The 23225-nt window shown below is 38.2% G+C and carries 27 protein-coding genes and 1 pseudogene; 18 read left to right on the plus strand and 10 right to left on the minus strand.

Translation table 11 applies throughout. From position 1 onward, the window contains the following. The 9 genes from PL8927_RS01490 to PL8927_RS01530 all read left to right on the plus strand — a co-directional run. Nucleotides 1–297 (plus strand): hypothetical protein (locus tag PL8927_RS01490; RefSeq protein WP_231505880.1); only part of this gene is annotated, 297 nt, incomplete at its 5' end. 29 nt (nt 298–326) lie between these two features. After that, entirely contained in the window at nt 327–2303 is a 1977-nt protein-coding gene (locus PL8927_RS01495; RefSeq protein ID WP_083616847.1) for a WD40 repeat domain-containing protein, read from the plus strand. Nucleotides 2304–2317: 14 nt separating this feature from the next. Next, nucleotides 2318–2779 carry a coiled-coil domain-containing protein gene (locus PL8927_RS01500; protein WP_083616849.1) on the plus strand — a complete coding sequence of 154 codons (462 nt, stop codon included), beginning with the start codon at nt 2318–2320 and terminating at the stop codon, nt 2777–2779. A gap of 68 nt (nt 2780–2847) precedes the next feature. Further along, nucleotides 2848–3846: an IS630 family transposase gene (locus tag PL8927_RS01505; protein ID WP_083616851.1), complete on the plus strand. Its 999-nt coding sequence runs from the start codon at nt 2848–2850 to the stop codon at nt 3844–3846. Beyond that, nucleotides 3839–4516: a hypothetical protein gene (locus PL8927_RS01510; protein WP_083616853.1), complete on the plus strand. Its 678-nt coding sequence runs from the start codon at nt 3839–3841 to the stop codon at nt 4514–4516. Before PL8927_RS01505 ends, PL8927_RS01510 begins: the two co-directional genes overlap by 8 nt. Nucleotides 4517–4770: 254 nt before the next feature. Beyond that, a complete protein-coding gene (locus tag PL8927_RS01515; RefSeq protein ID WP_083616913.1) occupies nt 4771–6432 on the plus strand; it encodes an AAA-like domain-containing protein in 1662 nt (553 codons plus the stop codon). Then, nucleotides 6425–8371, plus strand: coding sequence for an AAA-like domain-containing protein (locus tag PL8927_RS01520; RefSeq protein WP_197047282.1), 1947 nt, complete (start codon nt 6425–6427; stop codon nt 8369–8371). Before PL8927_RS01515 ends, PL8927_RS01520 begins: the two co-directional genes overlap by 8 nt. Before the next feature lies 1 nt (nt 8372). Further along, the gene (locus tag PL8927_RS01525) at nt 8373–8771 is read left to right on the plus strand and encodes a hypothetical protein (protein ID WP_083616857.1); all 399 of its coding nucleotides are present in this window, start codon (nt 8373–8375) and stop codon (nt 8769–8771) included. Continuing rightward, nucleotides 8710–9555 carry a WD40 repeat domain-containing protein gene (locus tag PL8927_RS01530; protein WP_083616859.1) on the plus strand — a complete coding sequence of 282 codons (846 nt, stop codon included), beginning with the start codon at nt 8710–8712 and terminating at the stop codon, nt 9553–9555. The genes PL8927_RS01525 and PL8927_RS01530 overlap by 62 nt, the downstream gene beginning before the upstream one ends. A gap of 270 nt (nt 9556–9825) precedes the next feature. Here PL8927_RS01530 and PL8927_RS01535 read toward each other — a convergent pair whose 3' ends face one another. The 3 genes and pseudogenes from PL8927_RS01535 to PL8927_RS01545 all read right to left on the minus strand — a co-directional run. Further along, nucleotides 9826–10320 carry a DUF3368 domain-containing protein gene (locus tag PL8927_RS01535; RefSeq protein ID WP_083616861.1) on the minus strand — a complete coding sequence of 165 codons (495 nt, stop codon included), beginning with the start codon at nt 10318–10320 and terminating at the stop codon, nt 9826–9828. Next, the gene (locus PL8927_RS01540; protein ID WP_083616863.1) at nt 10321–10605 is read right to left on the minus strand and encodes a UPF0175 family protein; all 285 of its coding nucleotides are present in this window, start codon (nt 10603–10605) and stop codon (nt 10321–10323) included. It abuts the gene before it with no gap. A gap of 151 nt (nt 10606–10756) precedes the next feature. Further along, nucleotides 10757–11527: pseudogene (locus PL8927_RS01545) on the minus strand (IS4 family transposase); the annotation flags it as partial. Between the two features lie 201 nt (nt 11528–11728). Between PL8927_RS01545 and PL8927_RS01550 the strand changes: the two are divergent. Then, nucleotides 11729–12253, plus strand: a complete 525-nt coding sequence (locus PL8927_RS01550; RefSeq protein WP_083616867.1) for a nuclease A inhibitor family protein — start codon at nt 11729–11731, stop codon at nt 12251–12253. A 63-nt stretch (nt 12254–12316) separates the two neighbouring features. On the opposite strand, the gene PL8927_RS01555 is transcribed toward PL8927_RS01550, so the two are convergent. From PL8927_RS01555 to PL8927_RS01570, 4 genes are all read right to left on the minus strand, one after another. Beyond that, nucleotides 12317–12568 (minus strand): hypothetical protein, encoded by a 252-nt coding sequence (locus PL8927_RS01555; RefSeq protein WP_083616869.1) that lies wholly within the window; start codon nt 12566–12568, stop codon nt 12317–12319. Beyond that, entirely contained in the window at nt 12565–13155 is a 591-nt protein-coding gene (locus tag PL8927_RS01560) for a ParA family protein (RefSeq protein ID WP_083616871.1), read from the minus strand. Before PL8927_RS01560 ends, PL8927_RS01555 begins: the two co-directional genes overlap by 4 nt. A gap of 204 nt (nt 13156–13359) precedes the next feature. Continuing rightward, on the minus strand, nt 13360–16821 hold the full coding sequence (locus PL8927_RS01565; RefSeq protein WP_197047284.1) for a plasmid replication protein, CyRepA1 family: 3462 nt from the start codon (nt 16819–16821) through the stop codon (nt 13360–13362). A 211-nt stretch (nt 16822–17032) separates the two neighbouring features. Further along, nucleotides 17033–17386: a hypothetical protein gene (locus PL8927_RS01570; protein WP_083616875.1), complete on the minus strand. Its 354-nt coding sequence runs from the start codon at nt 17384–17386 to the stop codon at nt 17033–17035. On the opposite strand from PL8927_RS01570, the gene PL8927_RS01575 reads away from it, so the two are divergent. The 8 genes from PL8927_RS01575 (at nt 17372) to PL8927_RS01610 (ending at nt 21258) form a co-directional block, all read left to right on the plus strand. Then, nucleotides 17372–17770 carry a hypothetical protein gene (locus tag PL8927_RS01575; protein WP_083616877.1) on the plus strand — a complete coding sequence of 133 codons (399 nt, stop codon included), beginning with the start codon at nt 17372–17374 and terminating at the stop codon, nt 17768–17770. The two genes, PL8927_RS01570 and PL8927_RS01575, sit on opposite strands and share 15 nt — an antisense overlap. A gap of 193 nt (nt 17771–17963) precedes the next feature. Beyond that, complete coding sequence (locus tag PL8927_RS01580) at nt 17964–18551, plus strand: hypothetical protein (protein WP_083616879.1); 588 nt, start codon at nt 17964–17966, stop codon at nt 18549–18551. Between the two features lie 52 nt (nt 18552–18603). After that, nucleotides 18604–19056, plus strand: coding sequence for an ASCH domain-containing protein (locus PL8927_RS01585; protein ID WP_083616881.1), 453 nt, complete (start codon nt 18604–18606; stop codon nt 19054–19056). A gap of 37 nt (nt 19057–19093) precedes the next feature. Further along, nucleotides 19094–19384, plus strand: a complete 291-nt coding sequence (locus PL8927_RS01590) for a helix-turn-helix domain-containing protein (protein ID WP_083616883.1) — start codon at nt 19094–19096, stop codon at nt 19382–19384. 51 nt (nt 19385–19435) lie between these two features. Next, nucleotides 19436–19672 (plus strand): hypothetical protein, encoded by a 237-nt coding sequence (locus PL8927_RS01595; protein WP_083616885.1) that lies wholly within the window; start codon nt 19436–19438, stop codon nt 19670–19672. A gap of 60 nt (nt 19673–19732) precedes the next feature. Further along, nucleotides 19733–20014 carry a hypothetical protein gene (locus PL8927_RS01600; protein ID WP_083616887.1) on the plus strand — a complete coding sequence of 94 codons (282 nt, stop codon included), beginning with the start codon at nt 19733–19735 and terminating at the stop codon, nt 20012–20014. 116 nt (nt 20015–20130) lie between these two features. Next, nucleotides 20131–20538, plus strand: a complete 408-nt coding sequence (locus PL8927_RS01605) for a DUF6876 family protein (RefSeq protein ID WP_083616889.1) — start codon at nt 20131–20133, stop codon at nt 20536–20538. 114 nt (nt 20539–20652) lie between these two features. Continuing rightward, a complete protein-coding gene (locus PL8927_RS01610) occupies nt 20653–21258 on the plus strand; it encodes a Uma2 family endonuclease (RefSeq protein WP_083616891.1) in 606 nt (201 codons plus the stop codon). Between the two features lie 19 nt (nt 21259–21277). Here PL8927_RS01610 and PL8927_RS01615 read toward each other — a convergent pair whose 3' ends face one another. From PL8927_RS01615 to psb34, 3 genes are all read right to left on the minus strand, one after another. After that, complete coding sequence (locus PL8927_RS01615) at nt 21278–21487, minus strand: element excision factor XisI family protein (RefSeq protein WP_083616915.1); 210 nt, start codon at nt 21485–21487, stop codon at nt 21278–21280. A 90-nt stretch (nt 21488–21577) separates the two neighbouring features. Beyond that, nucleotides 21578–22537 (minus strand): tyrosine-type recombinase/integrase, encoded by a 960-nt coding sequence (locus PL8927_RS01620; protein ID WP_083616893.1) that lies wholly within the window; start codon nt 22535–22537, stop codon nt 21578–21580. A gap of 319 nt (nt 22538–22856) precedes the next feature. Next, nucleotides 22857–23024: a photosystem II assembly protein Psb34 gene (psb34, locus tag PL8927_RS01625; RefSeq protein ID WP_156093065.1), complete on the minus strand. Its 168-nt coding sequence runs from the start codon at nt 23022–23024 to the stop codon at nt 22857–22859. Nucleotides 23025–23225 lie beyond the last annotated feature (201 nt).

Consider the following 23225-nt stretch of genomic DNA (forward strand, 5'->3'; position numbering starts at 1 on the left):
GTTAGGGAAGATAGTCTTAATAAAAACCGTATGGGAAGTAATCAACCAATAGCTCTCGAACAGAAAAAAAATGGCAGTTATTGGGTATGGGAAAGTGGAGGAGTTTGTTATCTAATTCCTAAATACAGTCTCAAGATTAATCAATATAATTTTGAGACGATTCAATATATATTTGAGTGTGAGGGATATTCTTCAAATTCCCAAGGGTTTAAACTTCTTAAACCTGCCCAAGTCTATTCTAGTGATGGAGGAAAAAAATGGCAGGTATCTCAACTCGGTATTCTTCAATTTTATTAATTTAACAATAATTTAGAGGGGACAAGCCAATGACAGATTTAAACTTAAATTTAGAGCAACTCAATCAAAAACTCCACAACTTAGAAAATAGATTAAATTCCCTAGAACAGTCTAGGGAGTTAGAAAAACATCCGAATCCTATTAAAAATGGAGTGCAAATTACAGGAGCGTTAGAAATTCCAGAAGTTCAAAAATTAAGCTTATCAACCCAAAAGTTAGTTGAAATTTATCAGGATGTTCCTCAACTGTTGACTAGCTACGCTATAGAAGTTACCTTAACAGCCGATAGTTACCGAGGAAATACGAATGGAGAAATCTTTTTAGAAAGGTCAGGAAATACTAATTATTGGATCATTGCTCAAGATAATTGTAACTATTGGCTATTACCTAAAAAGAATTTAAAAATTAACATCCATAAACTCAAAAGCCTTAAATCCTTATTTAGATTTTCAGAACAACCCTTAGAAAACATTACTGAATTCACCCTGATTAAACCTGCTTTAGTTTCCCTACTCCCTAACGGACAGCAGTGGAAACTAGAAAGACTTGGTATTTTATTTTTAAGTAATGGTTCTCAGTCCGCTCAACTGCAATCTGCACTAGAACTGACCAACCAAGAGCGTGAGCGACTCCAAACTTCCTTAGAAGAGTTTAATCAAAACTATCAAAAAAGTCAATCTCAAATCGAGCAATTGACTCAACAAATCTCCCAACTTCAACAACAGTTCTTTCAACTCACCGCACAAAAAGAACAGGAACTCTTATCGTTACTTAAAACAAAATTTGAGATATTTCAGCAGCAAATCCAACAAACAGAAGAAGAACGTAGAGAGCTACTGACTGAATTCAAACAACTCTATGAAGAACATCAACAGATGCAGCTTGATATCAAACAGTTAATTCTACCGGAAGTTAAACAAGTCGAGAATAATTTAAAACAAGAAACCAATGAAAATTTAGATATTTCAGAAACAATTATACAACCAGAAGAACCAAAATACCCTAATGATTTATCCAACAATTTACGAGAAATTGCTCAAAACTTAACAATTCCTGCTGATACATCAGCCGCTTCTGTATCAAATTCTGCATCTTGGGAAAGCGTTAAACTGTTGCAAACTCTAATAGGACACACAGAAGCAGTACAAGCGCTCGCCATCAGTTCCGATAACCAGATTCTCATTAGTGCAAGTTTTGATAAACTGATTAAACTTTGGAAACTAAACACAGGAAAAGAGATTGGCAGACTCACTGGATATTCAAGATTTAACTGCATTGCAATTAGTCAAAATCAACAAATGCTTGTCGCTGGCAGTGATGAGAATTCCATCACGATTTGGAACCTATTTACGACACAGAAAACTACTTTTACAGGGCATTCAGACTGGATTCGTTCTATTGCTATTAGCCCTGATAGTCAGACCCTCGTGAGTGGCAGCCGTGACAACACCATCAAAATTTGGAATCTGCAAACTGGAGAATTCCTTCGTACTCTGAGTGGACATACTGGTGCAGTTCTAGCCCTCGCCATTAGTCCCGATGGACAAACCTTCGCCAGTGGCAGTGCTGACCATAGCATCAAAATTTGGAATCTGCATACAGGTCAACTGTTTTACACCCTTAACCGACATTCAAGCCAAATTTTATCACTCGCTATTAGTCCCGATGGACAAACCCTGGCTAGTGGGAGCAGCGACAACACCATTAAGCTGTGGAACCTGAACACTGGGGAATTGCAAAATACCTTAGTCGGACATTCAGGAAGGATTTGGTCTGTCGCTATCAGTCCCAATGGACAAACTCTCGCCAGTGGGAGCGAAGATAAGACCATAAAACTCTGGAAACTCACTACGGGTGAACCGCTTTGTACTTTAACTGAACATTCAAAAGAAGTCTATGAAGTCGCCTTTAGTTCTTCTGATAGCAACCTATCGTCGTCAGATGTTGGACTCATCCTCGTCAGTGGCAGCCGAGATCATACAATTAAGATTTGGAAAAGTGTATAAAGGAGGATAAACAAATGGCAAAAATTAAATTTCCTAGAGATTTACTGATTTTATTATTAATACCCTGTCTATTAACAAAGGTGGAAATAGCAGAAGCACAAGATCCCACTTCTACCCCTAGTTTAAGTCCTACACTAGAGTCTTCAGAACCCTCTTTCCCACCCCTATCTTCAGATCCTGAATTTCAAGCCCTTTCTAATCAAATAAAAGCTTTAGAAAAAGACCGCAATCAGTTAAACATAAAAATTAATAGTTTACAGTCACAACTGACTATATCACAACAAGAAAATCTCAAATTCAAAGAAAATGTTGAAAATTTAGAAAAACAAATTACAATTTTAAACAATAATGAAGAAAAACTCAAGCAAGAAATTCAAAACAATTCACAAAATTTAACAGGTAATTTAAAGAAATCAAAACTTTTATCTGCGTCTATTTCTGGCGTTAGTTTGTTAGTGTCTTTAATAAGTAAGTAAACAAAATTAATTACATAACTAGAAAATAATGATTTATAATAAAAAAACACTCTAAATCTCGAAAATCTATGATGTTACTTAAAGAAATCAATCTCGAAATGTTAAATCTTTTAAACAGAATAAGTCGCTCCAGTAAATTTCCTCAAGTCAGAAATAGAGCCCAATGTATAACCCTGATTTATCAGGGGTTTTCTCCTGAGCAATTAATGATAATATTCAGGGTCAGCCGAAAAACTCTATATAATTGGTTAACTCGCTGGGAAAAAAGTGGATTTGTCGGTCTATATAATGAAAAAGGAAGAGGCAGAAAAGCGAAATTAAACCCGGCACAAATAGCACAAGTAAAAGAGTGGGTAAAAGCCGAACCTAAAAGTCTAAATAAAGTGGTCATAAAAGTTTATAAAGAGTGGGAAATTGAGGTGAGTAAAGAAACCATAAAAAGAATTATAAAAAAGTTGAATATGATTTGGAAAAGAATGAAACGGGGATTAAGTAAAACCCCTGATGATTGGGAGTTAGAGGTGAAAATGCCGGAATTATTGAAGCTGAAAGAACAAGATAAAAAAGGAGAAATTGATTTAAGATATTTAGATGAAAGTGGATTTTCCTTGACCCCGTATATTCCTTATGGTTGGCAAGAGAAAAATTCCACAATAATTCTCAAAAGTTCTCAAAGTAAAAGAATAAATGTGCTGGGATTAATGAATTGTAGAAATGAATTATTTTCGGAAATTCACCTCCAAACAATTGATAGTGAAACGGTGATTAATTTTTTAGATAAATTCAGTGAAAATCTCACTAAACCTACGGTGGTTGTTCTCGATCAAGCTTCAATTCATACCAGCGATCGCTTCCTCTCGAAATTATCCGAATGGGAGCCAAAGAATTTAAAACTATTTTGGCTACCTACCTACTCACCCAAGCAAAATTTAATTGAAATCTTATGGAAATTTATTAAATATGAATGGATTGAAGTCGATGCTTATGCGAATTGGTCAAGCTTAATTAAATATCTGAAAAAAGTCCTTGATAATTTAGGTCAAGAATATGTAATTAATTTTGTTTAGGTACTTAGCAATCTCAACTTGTTTATATATTGGTATACATTCTCAAAGACAAAGAAAAAAATTTGAAATCTATATTTTAAAAAAACAAAAAAGTTTTTCTGAATTAGCTCTACAAGATATTTCTAAAATCAATAATTTTATTGAATATAATGAACCAAAATTACAATTAATAGAGAAACTTTTATCTAATGAAGAAACATCAAAAATTTTGCAAAATGCTATAGAAATAACTGGCGCACTAGAAACTATTGATAGAAGTTGGGTCGATTTTTCAGAAGCAGAATTAATTAATGCTTATAATACCATACCCAGTTTATTGTCACAAAAAGCTATAAAAGTTTCAATCAACCAAGAACACATATCTTCTACCGTAAAAGAGAATATACTGCTAATAGAAAGTCGCAATGGTAACTACTGGATAATAGGTAAGGAAGATGGAACTTATTGGCTACTTCCCAAAAGCAAGCTCAAAATCAATCCCTATAATATTAATACTATTCAATCGTTATTTGAGTGTCAGAGTTACGCACAAGGGGAGAACCGAGAATTTATACTACAAAAACCCGCTAGAGTTTCTATTCTACCTAACGGACAGGAATGGAAACTAGAAGAGAAGGGGGTACTTGATTTTAATAATAATTCTCAAGCTGACAGCTTATATAGTGAGTAATAACGGTGACGCCGACCATGCAGGTACTTGTGAAGAAAATCGGCAATATTAATTTATGTATCAATCACTACAAAATAAGACGAACTTATATGAGTTCTAAATAAAATACTAATATCCTATCTCATCAACTAGGAAAACTCTTGAGATCGCCTCTTTAATTAAGTATAATTATTTTTTCTCTCAGTTTAGATTATTTTTACTGCCAGTTTAGAGTCACAACTTTAGTTTAAAGGGCTTGAAGCATGGAATTTATAATGTCATTTATTGCATCAACAATAGCTAATGTGGTTTCAACCATAATAAATTCTTGGGTTTTCAAACAAGGTCATACAGATGAATCCAAACGGCTAATAGGAAGGAAGAAAGAAATACCTAACGCCAGAGTTTTTATCAGCGATCGCAGTCAGGAGCCAGATTTGAGTCTTGCTGAAAAGTTATATGAAAGCTTGACAAAAGCCAAATATCAAGTGTTCATGGCCCATAAGTCTCTTAAAGTAGGAGATAAATGGCCTCAGCGCCTTGACGAAGAAATTAACGCCTGTGATTACTTTCTGGTAATATTCTCACCCCAGTCAGCCAATAGTGAAATGATTATGGAGGAGGTACGACGAGCTAAGGAATTGCGCGATGGACGAAAAAATCGAAAGCCAGTGATTTTACCGATCTTGGTTAACTGTGAGATGAATTCACTGAACCATGATTTGCGCGGTTATCTATACGGAATCCAGTATCTAAAATGGCGATCGCCTGACGATACTTCTCCTATTCTCCAACAAATTCTCGAAAAGTTACTAGAGCAAGGTGATACAACAAGCCTAGAAGCTACAGTAGAAGCATTACCCCTCATAGAGCCTATACAAATAAACCCTGATACTCGCCCCTCACCTGCGGCAGAGCCAGAATTGCCGCCAGGAAAACCTACTGATATTTATATAGAGCGTCCCCCCATTGAACAACAGTGTTACGATGCTATTTTGAACCCCAATACTGCCCTAATTCGGATTAAAGCACCTCAGTTAATGGGCAAAACTAAGTTAATGGCAAGGATTCTGTATCGGGCAAGAGAGCAGAACTATCGAACAGTGCCATTGAGTTTTCAACTAGCAGAGGAAAAAATTTTCACAGACAAAGACCTGTTCTTACGTTGGTTCTGTGGGAGCATTAGCAGACAGCTACGACTACCGAATAAGGTAGCTGATTACTGGGATGACAACTTTACAAGCAACGATAACTGTACGGTTTACTTTGAGGACTATCTGTTAGCTCAAATAAACTGTCCACTGGTATTGGCTTTAGATCGAGTGGATCGTATTTTTCCACACACCCCAATTGCTTCTGACTTTTTTGCCCTCCTCCGGGTTTGGAATGAAAATCTAAATAATAGCGAAATATGGAAAAAACTACGATTGATATTGGTATATTCCACAGAAGTTTATATAGACTTAGGTTTTTATCAATCACCGTTTAACGTGGGTTTACCAATTGAGTTACCGGATTTCAACCTAGATCAGGTGAGGGCTTTAGCCAAGCAGTGTCAACTTGATTGGGATGACAGCAAACTGGAACCCTTGATAGGAATAGTGGGCGGGCATCCCTATTTATTACGACTGGCTTTTGATCGACTTGCAAAGAATGATATGAACCTTGAACAACTATTGGAAACTGCCCCAACAGACAAAGGAATTTACGGTGAGCATTTACGACGACTTTTGTGGAAACTTGAACAATACCCTGAACTAACTGATGCAATGAGAACAGTTCTGGCTACAAACAATGCAGTGAAACTAGAGAAGATGCAAGCTTTCAAACTAAATAGTATGGGGCTGGTAAATTTACAAGGCAGTAATGAAGGAACTGTCCGTTGCAATTTGTATCGTCAGTATTTTACTAAAACCTTGGAGTTATTCAATGAGTAATGAAGAAAATAAAAACTATTCATACAAAGTTGGCGGGAGTATACCAGTCGAGCAGCTTTGCTATGTGGAGCGACAAGCTGATACAGACTTGTATGAGGGATTGAAAGCTAGAGAGTATTGTTATGTGCTGAATGCCCGACAAATGGGCAAGTCTAGCTTAATAGGACGAACAATGCAAAAGCTAAAAAATGAAGGTTTCGCCTGTACTGCGATTGACTTATCGCAAGCTGGAAAATCTGATGCTACTGCACAAAACTGGTACGCAGGAGTAATTAGTGGGCTAAATAGTGGTTTTCAGCTAAAGGTAAATCTAAAGGATTGGTTGGGTCAACACGATTATTTGACTCCTGTGAATCGATTGAAACATTTTATTGAAGATCAATTACTAAAAAAAGTAGCAGAAAAAATTATCATTTTTATTGACGAAACAGATCACTTGCTGAACTTTCAATTCACCGATGATTTTTTACCCTTACTTAAGTCATGTCACGACGGCAATAATAATCCAGCTTTCCAACGCATTACTTTCGCATTGTTCGGAGTAGCCACTCCCTACGAATTGGCTCAAGATAAAACCAATATATTTAACATTAGTAAATCTATTAAACTTAATGGTATTGAATTTGATGAAAACAAAGTTGCGCCTTTAACTAGAGGATTACCAGAAAAAGTAGAAAACCCTGTTGCAGTGATACAACAGGTGTTAGATTGGACGGGAGGGCAACCTTTTCTAACTCAAAAGCTGTGTCAAAAAATTGTAGAGTCACAAATTACTATTGCCGTCGGGACTGAAGTAGAACAGATTGAGGATTTAGTACAAACTAAATTGATTGATAATTGGGAATCCCAAGATCAACCAGTTCATCTGAAAACAATTCGAGATCGTTTTCTGAATAGTAAAAAATTTCCTTCTCATGACCTACTAAAGATATATCAGAAAATTTTGCAACAAGGAGAAATAGTAGCTAATGATAATAGTCGAGAACAAATGGAACTCCGACTATCGGGTTTAGTTGTAGAAAAAGATGGTAAGTTAAAAGTTTATAACAAAATTTACGAGAAAATTTTTAATCAAGATTGGGTTGACAAAACTTTAGCCGATAACAACATAATGCCAATTGAACAAGAAATATATGAGGCTTTGAAAGCTGGAGAATTTTGTTATATGCTGAGTTCTCCATTAACAACAAAGGAAAATTTATTGATAAAAATTCAAGAATATTTTAAAAACAATAACATTCCCTACGCTGTTATCGATCCTATACAAATAGATAGTAATAGAAAAGCATCAGATTTTGATTTTCAATGGCGTGGTCAATGGTACAGTAAAGTAGTTGCGATAATTGAAAAGAAATTTGGCTTAGATTATCGTGCAAAAGAGTGGTGGAATAAAACAAAAGGAGAATATAAAGAAGATGTTCCTTATGCTTGTTTATTTAAAAAATACTTGCAATGTCAACTTCTTCATCATAAACATGACAAGAACTTAGTGATTATTTTCGATAAAATTGAAAGTATATTTGATGATTTAAAGTTCACAGAAGAAATTTTTACTATTATTCGAGACTGGTATGAACAACGCCGGAATAATAAAAATTATAAACGACTTACTTTTCTGATGTTAGGGGCAGCTATTCCTGATGGTTATGAATATAAATACCACAAGTCTATCACTGGGGGGTGGCGAACTAATCTGAATAATCCTTCGCCACCCCAAGTGCAGCCCATAGTCCAAAAAATAGAGGGAAAATTCAGAGATATAGATCCTAAAGTTTTGCTTTCAAGAATATGGGAATGGACAAATGGGCATCCTGTTCTTACGCAGAAACTTTTTCAACTGGTCTTAACTGATAACTCAGATATTCCAGAAGGTCAGGAAGCAGAAGTAAAGTACGTTGATAATTTAGTACAAAATATTATACAAGATTGTGAGGTTTAAGATGATAGAACATTTTAAGAAGCGTTTTAAAAATATAGGAGATTCCTTTTCAAAGGAAGATCATTTTATTCGTAAACGTCTAATAATCTATCGACAAATTTTAGAACGGGGTGAAGTTACAACTGATGATAGTCTTGCACAATTGGAATTGCTAAAAGCAGGATTATTAATAAAACAGCAAGGAAAGTTAAAAGTTTATAATCGGCTTTATCAAGAAGTTTTCACCTTAAATTGGGTAGAGAAACAATTAGTTCCCGATAATATCGCTAACGAAATATCAGCCTGGACAGAAGATGAGCAAATTCTTGCTGAAAAACTGCGTGAAATAGTTCTGACTTGTGAAGAACACATTAGACGAAACAGAGCTAGAGGGAAATCCGCAAGATATTATAAGTATTAGTCTTAGCCCCGATAAGAAACGCCTTGCTACTTTAGATAAGAAAGGCATAGTACGACAGTGGGATTTGTCAGGGAAGCAACTAGGTAATGAGCTAAAAACTCGTCCTAGTGTTATAGCTATAATTCTCGGTTCAGATAAAGTTTGTGTCACTCTAGAAAAAGATGGCAAAGCCAGCCTTTGGGAATTTTCAGGAATTGAAACTAAATTGAACGAGCTTGAAAAGAAAGTAAGAAGTGTAAGTTTTAGCCATGATGGACAGATTATTGCCACTGGAGCAGAAGATAGCATCGTAAAACTTTGGAACCTGTCAGGAGAACAGATTAAAAATAAAATTTGGAATACAAATAGTAATGGAATCAGGAGTGTGAAGTTTAGCCATGATGGACAGATTATTGCCACTGTAGGAGGTGACGAAACCGTAAAATTGTGGAATTTATCAGAAAATCAGGAAATCCCATTAGAAACCTCTGGCATTACAACAGTTGGTTTTAGTCTAAATCAGAATGATAAACTGATTGCAACCGGAGGAGATAAAGGGATTGTAAGTGTTTGGGACTGGCATGGACGACAAGTTGCTGAGTTTAAGGGAAGTTGGGACAAAACTGTAAGTGTAAGTTTTACTCCCGATGGTAAGCAAATAGTAGCCGCAGGAGACAATGGCATAATCCAGAGGTGGGATATTGAAGGATTAAACTCATTACTTGATCGCGGTTGTGACTGGCTGCAAGATTACCGTAACACTCATCGTAAAGAACGAAAAATACAAAAGATATGCTCCAGCTAATTTTTAGCAATATTATCGTTCCTACGACATAGTAGATAACTTCATGTCGCACGCGATTGGTGTCAGCTTCGTTATTTAAAACCATTAAAACTGTTAAGTAAATGGGTATAAATAACGTCAACAAACTAAAATCTAAAACCTTGATCCTGAACAACTTACAGTATTTAGTATTTTAACTTTAATTATGACCACTTACTTAATAACTTCCTTATCGCTTCTCCACTGAGACGATGCCCTTTATTATGGAAATCCAACACGGTGAATTTACCATTATTCCCCCTCCATTTCCCCAGCTAAAGTTAAAACTTGTCCATAAAGCCGCTCTGAAATTCTTGTTCCCTTTACCTGCATTTGATTTAAAACATCTTTAACACTACCCAATAAACCCCGACGCTTTGCTAATACTAAAATCCCCACAGTTCCAATTAAAGGTAACTTTCGAGCTATAGCAACTTTACGCGCCGCCTTTTCATCAATCAATAACTGAGAAGCCCCAATTTCTTCCGCTAAAACAATCGCTTCTGACTCTCCCAAATCTAAATTAAAAGACTTTTGTAACTCCTCAACTCCCTGCTGATTATTGACCGTTACAACCTCCAACCAAGCCAAATTCTGCACCAAACTCGCGGCGGGATGCTGACCTGTCTGTAATTCATCAAATACCCCCTGTGGAATCACCACTTTCCCAAAAATTTGAGGCAATAAATCAAGAAGTTCAACCTTGGCTAACTCACTAATAGGTGTTGTATCAGACACAATAATCATTTAAGAACCTTTGGGATTCAAAATCAATTCAGCTTGTTCAACTTCTTGACGTAATTCCTCCAACTCCTGCGAATCATCAAAAATAGAAATCCCCCATTTATTCATAATTTCAATCATATCTAACCGAGAAACCCCCAGAATTTTTGCAGCCCTACCACTGCTAATTTCTCCTATCTCCAATAAAGCCATAACATACCCCTGTTTCGCTTTTTGTAAAGCTTTTTCTCGATTCTCAGCCGAAACCTGAATATTTTCTAACGCTTCATCAGTAATTGTTAAAGCCATCCTCAAACTCTCCCAACTCTACAGTTATATTTTAACCTTAAACCCCAAACCCTCAACACCGAATCCAGAGCTTGTTCAAAAGATTAGATTAAAAGATGCTGATTAATTTGGAAATCATCCAACTCCACCACCTGACGGGGTGACAACCCCGTTAAAAGCTAGATAAAATCAAGGACATAGCCCTCAACCCCCTCTGGAAAAAGGGAAGTTTGTTGCGTCTAATTTGGATTAATTCCTCCACTATATCTCGAAAAAATTCCATTCCTATTATCCAAGATTGACCATATAAGCCAATCCAAAAACTACTATGACGGCGTTGTGAACGCTTTTCTTCTTTAAGCCGACCTATATATTTCTGAATTCCCTTACACTTAATGGCTTGACCTTGAAAGATAGCACAACTGTACGCTAGAGCAATCAGTAAAATCAACTTATTTAGACGTTGGGTACTCGCCTGGGTTTTCTCTAAATTATAACCCCCTGTTTTACAGTCTTTAAACATCGCCTCAATCCCACTTCGACATTTAAAAGCTGTAATTGATTGCTGTAAATCTCCGAGATTTGTTAGTAAATACCAACCTTCAGTTTCGGCTTTACCTCGGTATTTTCTTTTCCAATAAGCTGCGATATTAAATGTACCAAACCCTTTTTGTTTAGTGACTTTAACACCTCTCAAGTAAAAACGAGTTCCTGGCAATAAACCCAACTCAGACAAACGAGTGTAATCCTCTCCATCTGATTGAATATAACGCTCCTGTTTAATTCTTAAAACAAACTTGACTTGCTGCTGACAGAGCCATTGCCCTAGTTTCACACTTCCAAATTCTCGGTCTCCCAGTAGAATGATTTCATAATCTTTCAATAGCTCTAAAATGGGAGTAATTAGAGCTTGTTGTTCTTCTAAATTACTACTTCCCCTTTTATCTAGGGCTTGCTGAAAAAGATTTTCTCAGCTTGATTATTCCAACGTTTTACACGACAATCTAAATCCCATTCTATCACAGCTAAGGGAATTTCTGAAAAGAATAAATCTGAAGAGTTTGTTGATAAATGATCGGGGGACATTTGGGTTCGATTTGGGTGAGATTAAATTATACTTTTTTTGATGAGTTTTTAGCAAAATATGACAGTCATTCTCCATCCGAAAACTTTAACGGAAGCTCAATTAATTCAAGCATTAGCAACAACAACACAGTCGCTTCTCTATCCCAGTGAGTCGGATTATCCGTTTACCCTTAAAACTCTCAGTAGTGCAGATATTGGAGAGAAGCTGACCCTTTCAGAAGTGACTCGACATCTGTACACTCAACAGAAACTCAACGCACCGCAGAAAATCTTGAAACGCACCTTAACGTACTGGACAAAAACATTCTTCGGAAACCTCCCGCAACTCTTGATTCGTTATTCCGATGGCTCCTATTCTGTCCAACCTCCTGAGCATCCGGTGGAACTGTGGCGCACTCTGCATGGCTTGGTTTTCGATCATCTAATTCATGTGGCACTCTGGCACTGCATTCTCAATAGTGCAGAATCTGACCTGCATCTGATTGGTCGTCACGTTCTGATTCAGCATGATCCTGAGACTAACGCCGCTAACCTCCAACTCGGTAACTGGGTCGCGCTGTCTACTCGCATTGTGCAGACTTGAAGCATAGAAGATAAAACAGTCTACAGAGCAATTAAATGTTTAAGCATCTGAATGTTTGAATGTTTAAGCATCTGAATGTTTAGATAACCAATGGTCAATGAGTTGTTCAATGATTTGACTCATTTCCTCACCGTCCATTGTGGCTTGGGTTTTGAGCTTCCGGTGCAGTTCTCGTGGAAGGTAAATAGTAGTTCGGACATAGTTGGGGTCTTTGCTTTTGCTGAGTTTTTCGGAACTGGGTAAATTGTCTGGCGGTGTTGGTGTTGTGGCATCTTTGCCTTTAGCGACATTAAACAGATCATCAAAACGGCTCATGGTAGAATCTCCCGTCCAACTTGTTGATAACATTGCCATGCAGCTTTGGAGTAGGGATCATTGACCTGGCCAACAGAAATTCCTTCTAAGGCGGCTTTCTGAAACACTGCCAACCGTCTAATTCCCCCTTGAAAAATTGGAAGTCCGGCTTTTTGAATAGCGAGTCGGGCTTCAGAGCCACTACGATTCGGTTTGGGAGGAATCACAGTCAAAAGGATTTTATAATTACTCTGAAGACTATGCAGAGCATCGACCATTTGTAAGGTAGCTCGGATTGCTAAAGCATCGGGAGAAGTGGGGAGCACCAGTAAATCACATCCTTCCGCAATCGTTTTTAAGTCTTCGGGGTCGGGTCGGGCTGGTGTATCAATCACAATATGCTCAAATTGTCTGGCAAACTTGACCCCTTGTTTCTCATCCACAACTTTCACAGGCAACGCCCCCCGACTGGCCCAATCTAAAGCACTGCGGTTTAAATCTCCATCCACTAGCAGAGTGTCGGCTTTGCTTTGTAGATAAACTGCTAAATGCAGGGCAGTGGTAGACTTCCCAACTCCCCCTTTGAAAGAAGCTATTGTTATAATCATCTGGACATCTAAATGTTTAAATGTTTAAATGTTTCAAAGGCAGCAAATCACTCGCTCTGCTGTCTTTAATTATTTTATAGGTTTCTGACCGTTTAAATGCTTAGATGTTTAAATGTTTAGATGCAGAGATGTTTAGATGTTTAATCCCTTCCCAAAACAGAATAGGCATTTAGGTAGGAAAACGGCATCGCTACGGTGAAAAGGCTAAAAGACATGATCCTTATCAGCATCATCTAACCAATCCTCAAGGGTTTTGAGAATATCCTCCAGAATAGGCTGAGTTTGCAACTCCTCCGCCACCCATTGCAACGCCTGGGGAATCTTCAACAGCTTCATTAGTCGGGGTTTCCAATTCGGCTGAGTAAACAGATTCCAAAACTGTGTCCAAAACCGTTTCAGCAATTCCGGTGGTTCTCCGGCGGGTTGATTCTGCTCAGGAACATCACTCACAGAACAGTCCATACTATTATTTATAGACTGCGGTGTTCCCTCCTGTGAACGGGAGAGTTGCCCATCTCGGTCTAACCATTGGTCAAAGATATCGTACCGAGACAGGGGACATTCAAAGCGATAAACTCGTTGTCTGGAGCCGTCGGGTAACTTAATCTGTCGTACACACTTCAGAGATAGACCGATTTTATTCCTCAACACATCCTGAACAATCCGAATCGGCGAAGCTTTACTATCAGGACTAATCCCCAGATAATCCCTCATATCCCGACTGTAGCAAATCACCTTATCAGCAAACTCATGAATTTCTTCAGACTCCGAAGTAAACTCCGCATCCGGGTCAAATAAACGCTCAATTCCCAACAGTTGTAACACCTGGACTTGTGCCGATAACAGTTTAATATCTTGCAGACAAACTTTCCCTTCTCCCGCCTCTAACTGTTTCTGTAACTGTTGTTGATCTCGTTGAGAAACCAGTTCAGGATGCAGTAAATAATAATGTAACCGTAGCTTCGGATAATCCCCCTTCATATCCATCAACACCAATTCCGGTGTCACTTCAACACCTCCATAACGATAAGAAATTTCATAATGACGTTCTAAGGCTAATTCATCTTTGGTTTTCTGGCGCTTACTTTTCAGTTGTTCATATTTCATCCGAGAAACCAAGAATTGAGTAGCAATAAACTGAGCATAATTAGATTGATTAACATTCCGAGTTTCTGTGGCTTTCTCTAAATAAGTTTTAGCAGATTGTTCAAGATGATGCAGTTTCTCCTTAACCCCTTCCAAACCCGAATCCAAAGGTTCAACTTGTAAACGTTCACATTCTAAAGAAGTTTGCTCAAACTCAGACAATTCAATCAGATGCCCTTCCGCTTCTAATTCTCGAACTAAGGTTTTTCTAAACTGCCATAGACCTGCATTCACTCTAGCCGCAAACTTAGCCCAAACTTTAGTATGTTCAGGAGTTAATTGTTCATCAAAATCTATAGATAAACTTAAATCAATTTGTTGTAAAATCTGAAGATTACGTTTAAAAACCTTATTTTTAGTTACCAATAAAGATTTCCAATTACTAGCGCGATTACCAATTTGACCACAACCATAAGTCGCCGCCCAGACATGACAAGGAACATTCAAATCTCGAACCCGTGCTAAAAACTGACAAGCATCTTTAACATTAATTGCCCCTTGGAAAATTGCAAACACCGCTTGAAAATGATTAACTAAATCAATACTAACTCCCGTGCCAATTGTCGGAGATGTAATAATTATATCATAATCTTTAATTCGATTATTAATATCTTCCATACAACCAAAAGCCGCATGAGTTTCATCAGCCACAGTTTCCGAATCAATTCTGATAATCTTCAACTCAGGAAAAGATTCTTGCAGTTGACTTTCCAAATTAATACAAGAAAACTTACCTTTGACTTTCTGACTATCCAAAGCAATTAAAATAGGAGAGGAAGATAAACAACTAACATCTTCTCGTCCCTCGCCCCTCGCCCCTCGTCCCTCAACTAATTCATACAATTGAGTCACTAAATGGGACGGATTTGATTGATTATAAACAATAACTTTCCGTTGCTGACTGTGCTTATATTCATTAACATAAACTTGGGGATTAACTTTAAACCCAGCACAATCTATTAAATAATCAATAGCATAATCCGATAAATCCGCATCTTGAGCAATAATTAATCCCTCAGAACCGAGAACCGTTTGCATTAACTCGGTAAACATTCGACACAGAATTGCTCGTTTTTCTGTACAGGTTGAACTATTAAGTAAATGCCAGATAATTTGTTCAACTTCATCTAAAATAATAATAGCATCTTCCCATTCAGACGGATTAAACTTAGCTTGACTCAAAGGATGTAAACTATCAATACATAAACCAAAACCAAAGATAGAATCTTCTGGATTTTCCTGTCTATCTTCCACCCACACTAATCCTAAGCGATTACAAATAGAGCGCCCTAATTGAATCCGATGACTAATCACTAAAACTTTCCGCCCAATATCCATAGATTCTTGAATCAACGGAATTAAATTCTCAGTTTTCCCTGTACCTTTAGCCGACTTAACACAAACTAATCCTTGTTCAGGAAAGTCCAATTTGAGATAACGACTATTCAGTTTAATCGCAGGATAAGTAATTTCATAGTCTTTGCGATAAGCCCAATACTCTAAATCCGTCGCTTCTGTAAATAATTGATCAAATTCATGTTCACCGTGATTAACAATAAAATCATCAACCCCTTTATCGGGGCCAGGTAAACTGATGACCCAAACCGATGAAGGAGGAAAATCATTTTCCCCTCGTCCCTCGCCCCTCGTCCCTCGTCCCTGAAAACACTGACCAAGTTTCTGAATTTCTCGATTAACTGCAATTCGGGTGGTGCGTTTTTGGTCATGGTCAAAACAAATATAAAACAGTCGTCCCTCAACTTTAGCAAAGCGTTCTAGTTCAGGAAGCAGGAAACTCCGCAGCTTCAAACCCTTATTATCTCGCTGAACTCTTACCCCTCCGGTAATACCCGGTAAACCAATGGCCACATAACCCGCCGTCAACAACGCCCCCGCTTTTTTAACCCCTTCACAAATCGTAATGGGAATATTATTCTCTAGTACCCAGTCCCAAAACCCGATATCTTCCTGAGAAAGTAGGGAATCTAATAAACTATCGTATCCTTTGAGCAAATGCGCCGGGGAAAGAGTGAAGGGAAGCCGCCAATGAGCTTGTAGCCGTTGTGAATATTCCTGGCCATAGCCATGTTTGAGAGCAATTTTCAGACCAATACGCCAAGATACCGACAGTTGAAAGATGCTGGTGGCGACTTTGGGGGGATGTTCGTATTTGACAACTTTGATTTTTCCCGTCTTTAGATCGGTAGCCTGTCGAGGTTGGTCAGGTTTAAAACAGCCCCAGTTTCCTAGACCTTGACAATACCAGCCCCCAGCTTCCAGGTGTTGATAGGTGCGGAGGGTAGAACTATTGACTCTTCCGGCGTTGAGTCGCTTTAGTTTTGGCGAATAAATTAAATACTCGGCGGGTCGATATCCTTCTAAACTAACAACGTTTAAGCCAATAATATCTTGATGGACTCCAGAGCCTTGCCATTCGCTGAAATGGGACTCTTTGAGAAAATCTGGTTGGAATTTTAAAGAAAGACTTGCACCGCACCCTGTTTGTGTTAGTATATTCATAATATGAAGTGGGGTTTTTCGGAACCCTGGTTTAATGGACATTTATCACCCGCAGAAGCCTCGCAAAGATTCCTGTGGGTGATTTCAATTTAAGCCTAAATTCGTTTAAAAATCAATCAATCTCGTTGACATTTAACAAATCTCTACGACTCAGAAACTCAATCTCGCTGCGTGAGAAAGGCTTGGATTTAAAGCCCAAAGCATTAGACAATCAGGATTTTATTAACTTCTCGGTTGAATTCTCTACACGGTTATCTAATTGGGCTTGGACATTTTCTTTACGAATCTGAATTTCTCGTTCATCGTTCTCGGAGCGATCGCATCCCTCTGGCCTGAGAGACTTTATTTGTGCCAAGTGATGAATCTGTTCAGCAATTTGTTTAGCACGACTCCACTGAAGTTTAACGGTGACTTTCCAATCCTCCACACTCAAGTCATGGAGCAGTTGACAGACTTCTGGACTCACTCGTTCATCTAATCCCATCCCTCGCCACTGAGAAGCTGCGGAACAACCGGGGCGATTACAGAGTACAGGTAAATCTTCCAGTTCGTGAAATTCAGTCAACAATTAGATTCACTGTACCAAGAACGGAATGATTTATTAGTTAAACTGAATGAAGCTGAAAAACATTTAGTTCAATTCACAGATTTAGAAACCCAAGACCGAGAACGCAGTGGTGAAATTTCCCGACTCAATGGTCAACTTGAAGCACGAGAACGAGAAATATCTGGACTTCATTCTCAAGTTCACTCCCTACAATCAGCCGTTGGTGAAAAGCAGGTTTTAGAATCTCAAATGGAACAGTTGCGATCGCAAATCAAAGACGCTAACGAAACCATTACTCGCTTACAAGCCCAACAAAAATCCACTTCAGAAACAGCGAATGCGCCATCTCCTAAACTTGTCCCCCTTCAAAAACAGCGCAACTCCCGTAAGAATAGCGGATAGAATAGCGGATAGCATAGCAGATAGCAAGAATAGCAAATAGCATAGCAGATAATAAAAAATGTTATCCCGTAGTGATTAATCCGGTGATTAAATCGCTACGGGATGGAGTGGGTTGATGAGGGTGTAATCTAATGATAACCGAATTCCCACATTAATTGCTGCGATTTCTGTAAACTTATTCAAGGAAAATCTCATGGGAGAAGCTAAAAGACGGAAAAAGCTCGATGCCAATTATGGGAAAACATTTAATCTTGAATGTTTCATAGCTGCTGCTGAATTTAGTGACGCTCATGCTGTATATTTAGGCATTAAAAGGAGCAGAAACTCCTTTGAAAAACGTCTAATTTCAGCCCATGCTAACATTAATAAGGCTTGGGAAATCTTGGGTTATTGTCAGAATATCTTATCTCAATCCCGCTTTGCTCCTGCTCAGGATAACGACGAAATTATCCGTAAATTTTGCCTTGATTTAATTTCTACTTACGGCGATTACCCTTCAGATGACGCTACTTACGAGTTAAGAAATGGTAAAATAGAAGTCATCAATCCTCCGGTTACAAAAACTTATAAGGTTATTGAACTAGGAGATTATATTTTTGCTATTGGTAAATCTCCTAAAGAACCCTTTTTAATTAGCAACGATGTTGTATTATTTACCAGTTATGTGACGGCTGCTTATGTAGCTGATTATATCAACCTTAACAATCTTGATAAATTGACAAATGATGAATTAAAACCGCTTTGGTCTGAAGCTAATAAACTTCAAGGATTAATTAATTAGCTACCGCTTATTAACATTGATTTTGTAATATGTAATAGATAGATTTACACCAATGAAAGCTCTAACCATTCATCAACCTTGGGCTAGTCTCTTAGTTTGGAAAAAGAAACAGTTTGAAACCCGTGATTGGCAACGAAGTTATCGAGGATTAATAGCGATTCATGCCGGAAAAGAACCTCTGAGTCCCTTAGAAGATTATTATGATATTCTTTGGGAATTGAGAAACGATTCAATAAGTTTTGATGAACCTTATTTCAATTCAACCTTCGGGAAAATCATTGCCATTGCTACATTGAAAGATATTCATTTGATGACAAAAGAACTGATTAAGAAACAATCACATCTTGAGCGAGTGTCTGGGTATTGGGAACCTGGACGTTATGCTTGGGAATTCACGAATATTAAGCCACTACCTAAACCGATTCCTGTTCGGGGTCTACCTGGATTATGGAATGTTTCTGATGAAATTCAACAGCAAATTAGTCAGCAATTAAAATTAAATTAAGCGGAATTAGCGGGTCGCTCCCGCTTTAAAATTAATCATGTCAACCTTCGGAAAAATCCTCGCAGATGGCAGAAGAAACTTAGGTTTATCTCAAAAAGAATTTGCTCAACTTCTGCAACAACATTCTGTCAATATCGATTACAAACATCTAGCCAAAATTGAAAACAATCGTCTTGACATCAAAGCCCCTATTTATGATAATTTAATTGATGCTGTTACTGAAATTCTTGAATTAGATATCGATGAGTTAAAACGAATTCGTTCGTTAACAGAAATTGAAGAATTAGATGGGAGTGGGGCAATGTTTCCGGTGTATTGGAAGGATTGAAAATAATCTTGCTACCGCTTCTTGGGGTTAGTTCTATTAGGAATTAACTCCATGTTAAATACAAATTCTAATTCAGAATCTAAACTCAAAACTTCAATAGATACAACCTATTTACTGACTGAACAAACTTGGCTTTATGTAGTTAGCAGTTCAGAAGATGGCACTACACATTTAGTTTGTCCTGGTGCTCCGAATGGCAATAACGGATTTGTGATTTGCTTTAAACCCTGTCACTTATCTATTTTGGAATCACTGATTACGCAATTACAACAAACTCACAATTCTTAAGGCTGCTAGACACATTATGATTTTAGCTTTTTTCAAGAATTAACACAAGGAGAAAAACCCATGAACGAGAAAGCTTTAACTGAAATAAATATGGCAATAAATCAGATGTTTCAAGCCTTTGATAAATGTCAAGAAATGCAGAAACTTCTCAAGGATTCTTATAGCCATTTTCAAGAATCTAATGCAACTTCTGTTAATCGCAATGCGGCTTGTTATCAACAAATTCAGCAAACTGTCGAACAAGCTTATCAAGATTTATTCAAAGTAGCAGAAAACCTAAATCAGCAGTTTAGTCATCCTCCGATTCAGCGCATGATTCAATCAGCAAAAGTTAAACAGTAATTGCGTTATTAGGGGGGTCGCTCCCCCTGAATTTTAATAAGGGAAACTGAACCTAATTTAGCAACAATAATTAAATGGGCTACCGCTTTATGGAGAGAGTTTTTTAGGTTAAAATCATGAACACTATCACTTTATCAGATCTCTCTCAATTCACAGGAACTGAAACTTGGCATCGTCACTTTACGGGATTACTTTACACTGATGGTATTCAATATTTATCAGAACAAGCTGAAGCGCAGTGGTTGATTGATGCGATCGCTTCTTATCAACATCAACTAAAACGGGATGAATACCTAGCTGATTTTCAACTTTGGGTGCTGTCTGTTGTTGGAGAAGGAGAACGAAAATATCCATTTATTTTGCCTGAAGACAACTATCAAGCGGTGCTAACGTGCTGGCCAGATACACCAAAAGAAGGTGTAAAACCTGCTGTAATTCAACAGATTGAATACACGAAATTTCCTTTGATTGAAATCAAATTTTATGTTAGTGGCGGTGTACTGCTATTACCCTCGGAAAACTAATCATTTCTTACTCCCCTATTAAAGGGGGGTTTAAATTTTTCACGTTATTCAGAAGTTAGATTCATCTTCCACTAAACTTACAATTAAGCTACATCCCATTAAAACACGAGACAGATGACCTACACCCCACCCAAACTACTGAGCTTCGAGGAGTTTATCGCCCAATACGGAGATAATACACGCTATGAACTGATTGATGGAGAACTCAGAGACATGGAACCTACTGGCCCTCACGAAGCCGTTGCTGGGAATATTGCGGGTAGAATTTATGTCGAAATTTTTCGTGCGAATTTAAACTGGTTGATTCCAAAAACTTGTTTGATTAAACCTCTGAATGCTTCAGCTACAGCCCTGCGACCTGATGTGATAGTTTTAGATCAAGAAGAACTGAATCAAGAACCCCTTTGGCAAAAAGAACCCGTTATTTGTAACGGAAGCACCATCAAGCTTGTTGCTGAAGTGGTCAGCACCAATTGGCAAGATGATTATGCACGGAAAGTGGAAGAATATGCTTTTTTAAATATTCCTGAATACTGGATTGTGGATTTTCGGGGTTTGGGGGGAATGCAATTTATCGGCAATCCCAAAAAACCAACTTTTACTATCTGTCAGTTAGTGAATGGGGTTTACCAGCAGAAACAATATCGCTTAGGAGATCCTATTTTTTCTCCTCTATTGCCCAATTTACAACTGAGGCTTGATAATCTTATGCCGACCTGAATTCCTATAAATTTTGGGTTCACGCAGTAGCGAATTCAGTTAAAGCTCGTTTACTGGGATGATGAAAGCCCAAAACGATATCATTTTTAGGGATTCCAGCCGATAGTAAATCATCGACAACACATAAATTTGTAACATCTTCTTCGACCCAGATATTGCCGTTTTTAATACAAAGGTAGATGATGATATGTTGAACTAGCTTTTTATCATCCCAAGTTATACTAAAAATTCAACGGATTAATTTCCAGTTAATCCCTCACTACCTCCTGAAATTATTTACACAAGGCTAGGTTAAAACTCGCCCCTCGTCCCCCGTCCCTCAAACTAAATCATCTAATAAATTTGTAATCTCTCCCTGAGCATTCTTGCGGTTATCATCATAAATCATCAAAGTATTCAGGTCATGGTGGCGGCTAAGTTTCTGAACACGGCGGACATCTCCACCCGTAGCATCGAGGGCAGCGGTGATGGAACTGTGTCGAATCCGGTGCGGTGACATCGGTTTAGAAATACCCGCTTTCTGGGAAAACTCGCGCACCAGGTCATAGATACCCCATCCCCCCAGGCGATGCCCTTTGGTACAGGGGTCAAGGGTACAGAATAACGGTGCAGTTTTCCTAACTCGTCCCCTAGCCTGTAGCCAATCCTGAATCGCTTCTAGGGTAGCCAAACCTAACTCAATTTTCTCCTTCTCGGTGCCGCGACCCTTACCGTGTATCCACAGACAACGGTTATCAACATCCAAGTCCGCAACATTGGCATTAGAAATTTCACCCCGTCGCAACGCATTTGACCAGAGCAGCCGGAAGATGGCGTAATCGCGTTTACCTTTGAGGGTAGAGCGATCGCACAATTCCAGAAGCGTTTTCATTTGGTCAGTGGGAATACCGGAAGTGTCAGTGTAGCGGCGGACTTTCTCGTTTTTGATATCAGCCAGAGTGAATTTACAACGGCCAATGGTGCGGGCATAGTTAACTAAGGATTTAATCGCAGCAAGACGACGGTTAACGGTAGATTCTTTCAGACCCTTGTTAATTAAGTGTTGACGGTAGTTGAGAACCAGGGCCAGAGCATCAAACTGTTCTAAAGCTAGGAATTCCCTAACTAACTCCGGTGTCGGGTCACTATGGGCAATGAAACTAAAGAAATCTCGTAAATCCTTAGCATAGGCTTGACGGGTTTCGATACTGCGCTTATTGGCGAGTAAATCTCCCAAAATGTCAGAATTCGCTGAAAGATTACGGAAAAGTTTCTTACCTTTGGCAATGAGTCCAGACATATTGATTTATTTGCTATTCCTGCTATTCGTTATGCTATCCGTTATGCTATCCATTTTGCTATCCGCTATGCTATTCGTTATGCTATTCGTTATGCTATTCGTTACGTTATGGGGTCAAGGAAAGACTCGGCTGTAGAGAAAGTCTCAGGGAAAGTGTAAGGAATGTAACGAGTTGGGTCAATTGATAAATTCCCAAACCCTGAAAAAATGAACAAAGCAGTTGCTCAAAAGGAGAAGCCTCGATATTTGCCTTAAAAACGGAAAAACCGCCCCTGATGAGGCAGTTGTGATTTTAAGGTTGACAATAACTGATGGTTGTTTAAGAGGCAGCAAAAGCAATCATGAGCAGGGAAGTTACCAGGAGGACAGCAGCAGCGCCTTGAAGTGCATAGCGACTTTGCTGTTCGGGTGAGGGGTACTCAGCAAAATAAAGTTGGGGTTCGGTAGCGTAGTTATTCAAAATACCGTTTTCGTTGGTGGTGTACATGGTGTTTTTCCTTGAACTTGCTTGGGTATGTAAATTAATGTAACGCAATGTTAAAGATTGTAACAGTGACTTGACTCAACAACTGAGGTGATGTTAATCACAGGAGGTTTTGGGGTGAATTAATTAAAATTCCAGAAGGAAGATTTAGAGTTATATGGGTCAATCTGTAATCCTTGATATTTTCTGGAAGGTAAAGACTAT

It is taken from the genome of Planktothrix serta PCC 8927, from assembly GCF_900010725.2.
Lineage (GTDB): Bacteria > Cyanobacteriota > Cyanobacteriia > Cyanobacteriales > Microcoleaceae > Planktothrix > Planktothrix serta.

Coding starts and splice junctions, on each gene's coding strand:
- PL8927_RS01495 (WP_083616847.1), top strand. CDS start 327: ATGACAGATTTAAACTTAAATTTAGAGCAACTCAATCAAAAACTCCAC.
- PL8927_RS01500 (WP_083616849.1), top strand. CDS start 2,318: ATGGCAAAAATTAAATTTCCTAGAGATTTACTGATTTTATTATTAATA.
- PL8927_RS01505 (WP_083616851.1), top strand. CDS start 2,848: ATGATGTTACTTAAAGAAATCAATCTCGAAATGTTAAATCTTTTAAAC.
- PL8927_RS01515 (WP_083616913.1), top strand. CDS start 4,771: ATGTCATTTATTGCATCAACAATAGCTAATGTGGTTTCAACCATAATA.
- PL8927_RS01520 (WP_197047282.1), top strand. CDS start 6,425: ATGAGTAATGAAGAAAATAAAAACTATTCATACAAAGTTGGCGGGAGT.
- PL8927_RS01525 (WP_083616857.1), top strand. CDS start 8,373: ATGATAGAACATTTTAAGAAGCGTTTTAAAAATATAGGAGATTCCTTT.
- PL8927_RS01535 (WP_083616861.1), bottom strand. CDS start 10,320: ATGATTATTGTGTCTGATACAACACCTATTAGTGAGTTAGCCAAGGTT.
- PL8927_RS01540 (WP_083616863.1), bottom strand. CDS start 10,605: ATGGCTTTAACAATTACTGATGAAGCGTTAGAAAATATTCAGGTTTCG.
- PL8927_RS01550 (WP_083616867.1), top strand. CDS start 11,729: ATGACAGTCATTCTCCATCCGAAAACTTTAACGGAAGCTCAATTAATT.
- PL8927_RS01555 (WP_083616869.1), bottom strand. CDS start 12,568: ATGAGCCGTTTTGATGATCTGTTTAATGTCGCTAAAGGCAAAGATGCC.
- PL8927_RS01560 (WP_083616871.1), bottom strand. CDS start 13,155: ATGATTATAACAATAGCTTCTTTCAAAGGGGGAGTTGGGAAGTCTACC.
- PL8927_RS01565 (WP_197047284.1), bottom strand. CDS start 16,821: ATGAATATACTAACACAAACAGGGTGCGGTGCAAGTCTTTCTTTAAAA.
- PL8927_RS01580 (WP_083616879.1), top strand. CDS start 17,964: ATGGGAGAAGCTAAAAGACGGAAAAAGCTCGATGCCAATTATGGGAAA.
- PL8927_RS01585 (WP_083616881.1), top strand. CDS start 18,604: ATGAAAGCTCTAACCATTCATCAACCTTGGGCTAGTCTCTTAGTTTGG.
- PL8927_RS01590 (WP_083616883.1), top strand. CDS start 19,094: ATGTCAACCTTCGGAAAAATCCTCGCAGATGGCAGAAGAAACTTAGGT.
- PL8927_RS01595 (WP_083616885.1), top strand. CDS start 19,436: ATGTTAAATACAAATTCTAATTCAGAATCTAAACTCAAAACTTCAATA.
- PL8927_RS01600 (WP_083616887.1), top strand. CDS start 19,733: ATGAACGAGAAAGCTTTAACTGAAATAAATATGGCAATAAATCAGATG.
- PL8927_RS01605 (WP_083616889.1), top strand. CDS start 20,131: ATGAACACTATCACTTTATCAGATCTCTCTCAATTCACAGGAACTGAA.
- PL8927_RS01610 (WP_083616891.1), top strand. CDS start 20,653: ATGACCTACACCCCACCCAAACTACTGAGCTTCGAGGAGTTTATCGCC.
- PL8927_RS01620 (WP_083616893.1), bottom strand. CDS start 22,537: ATGTCTGGACTCATTGCCAAAGGTAAGAAACTTTTCCGTAATCTTTCA.
- psb34 (WP_156093065.1), bottom strand. CDS start 23,024: ATGTACACCACCAACGAAAACGGTATTTTGAATAACTACGCTACCGAA.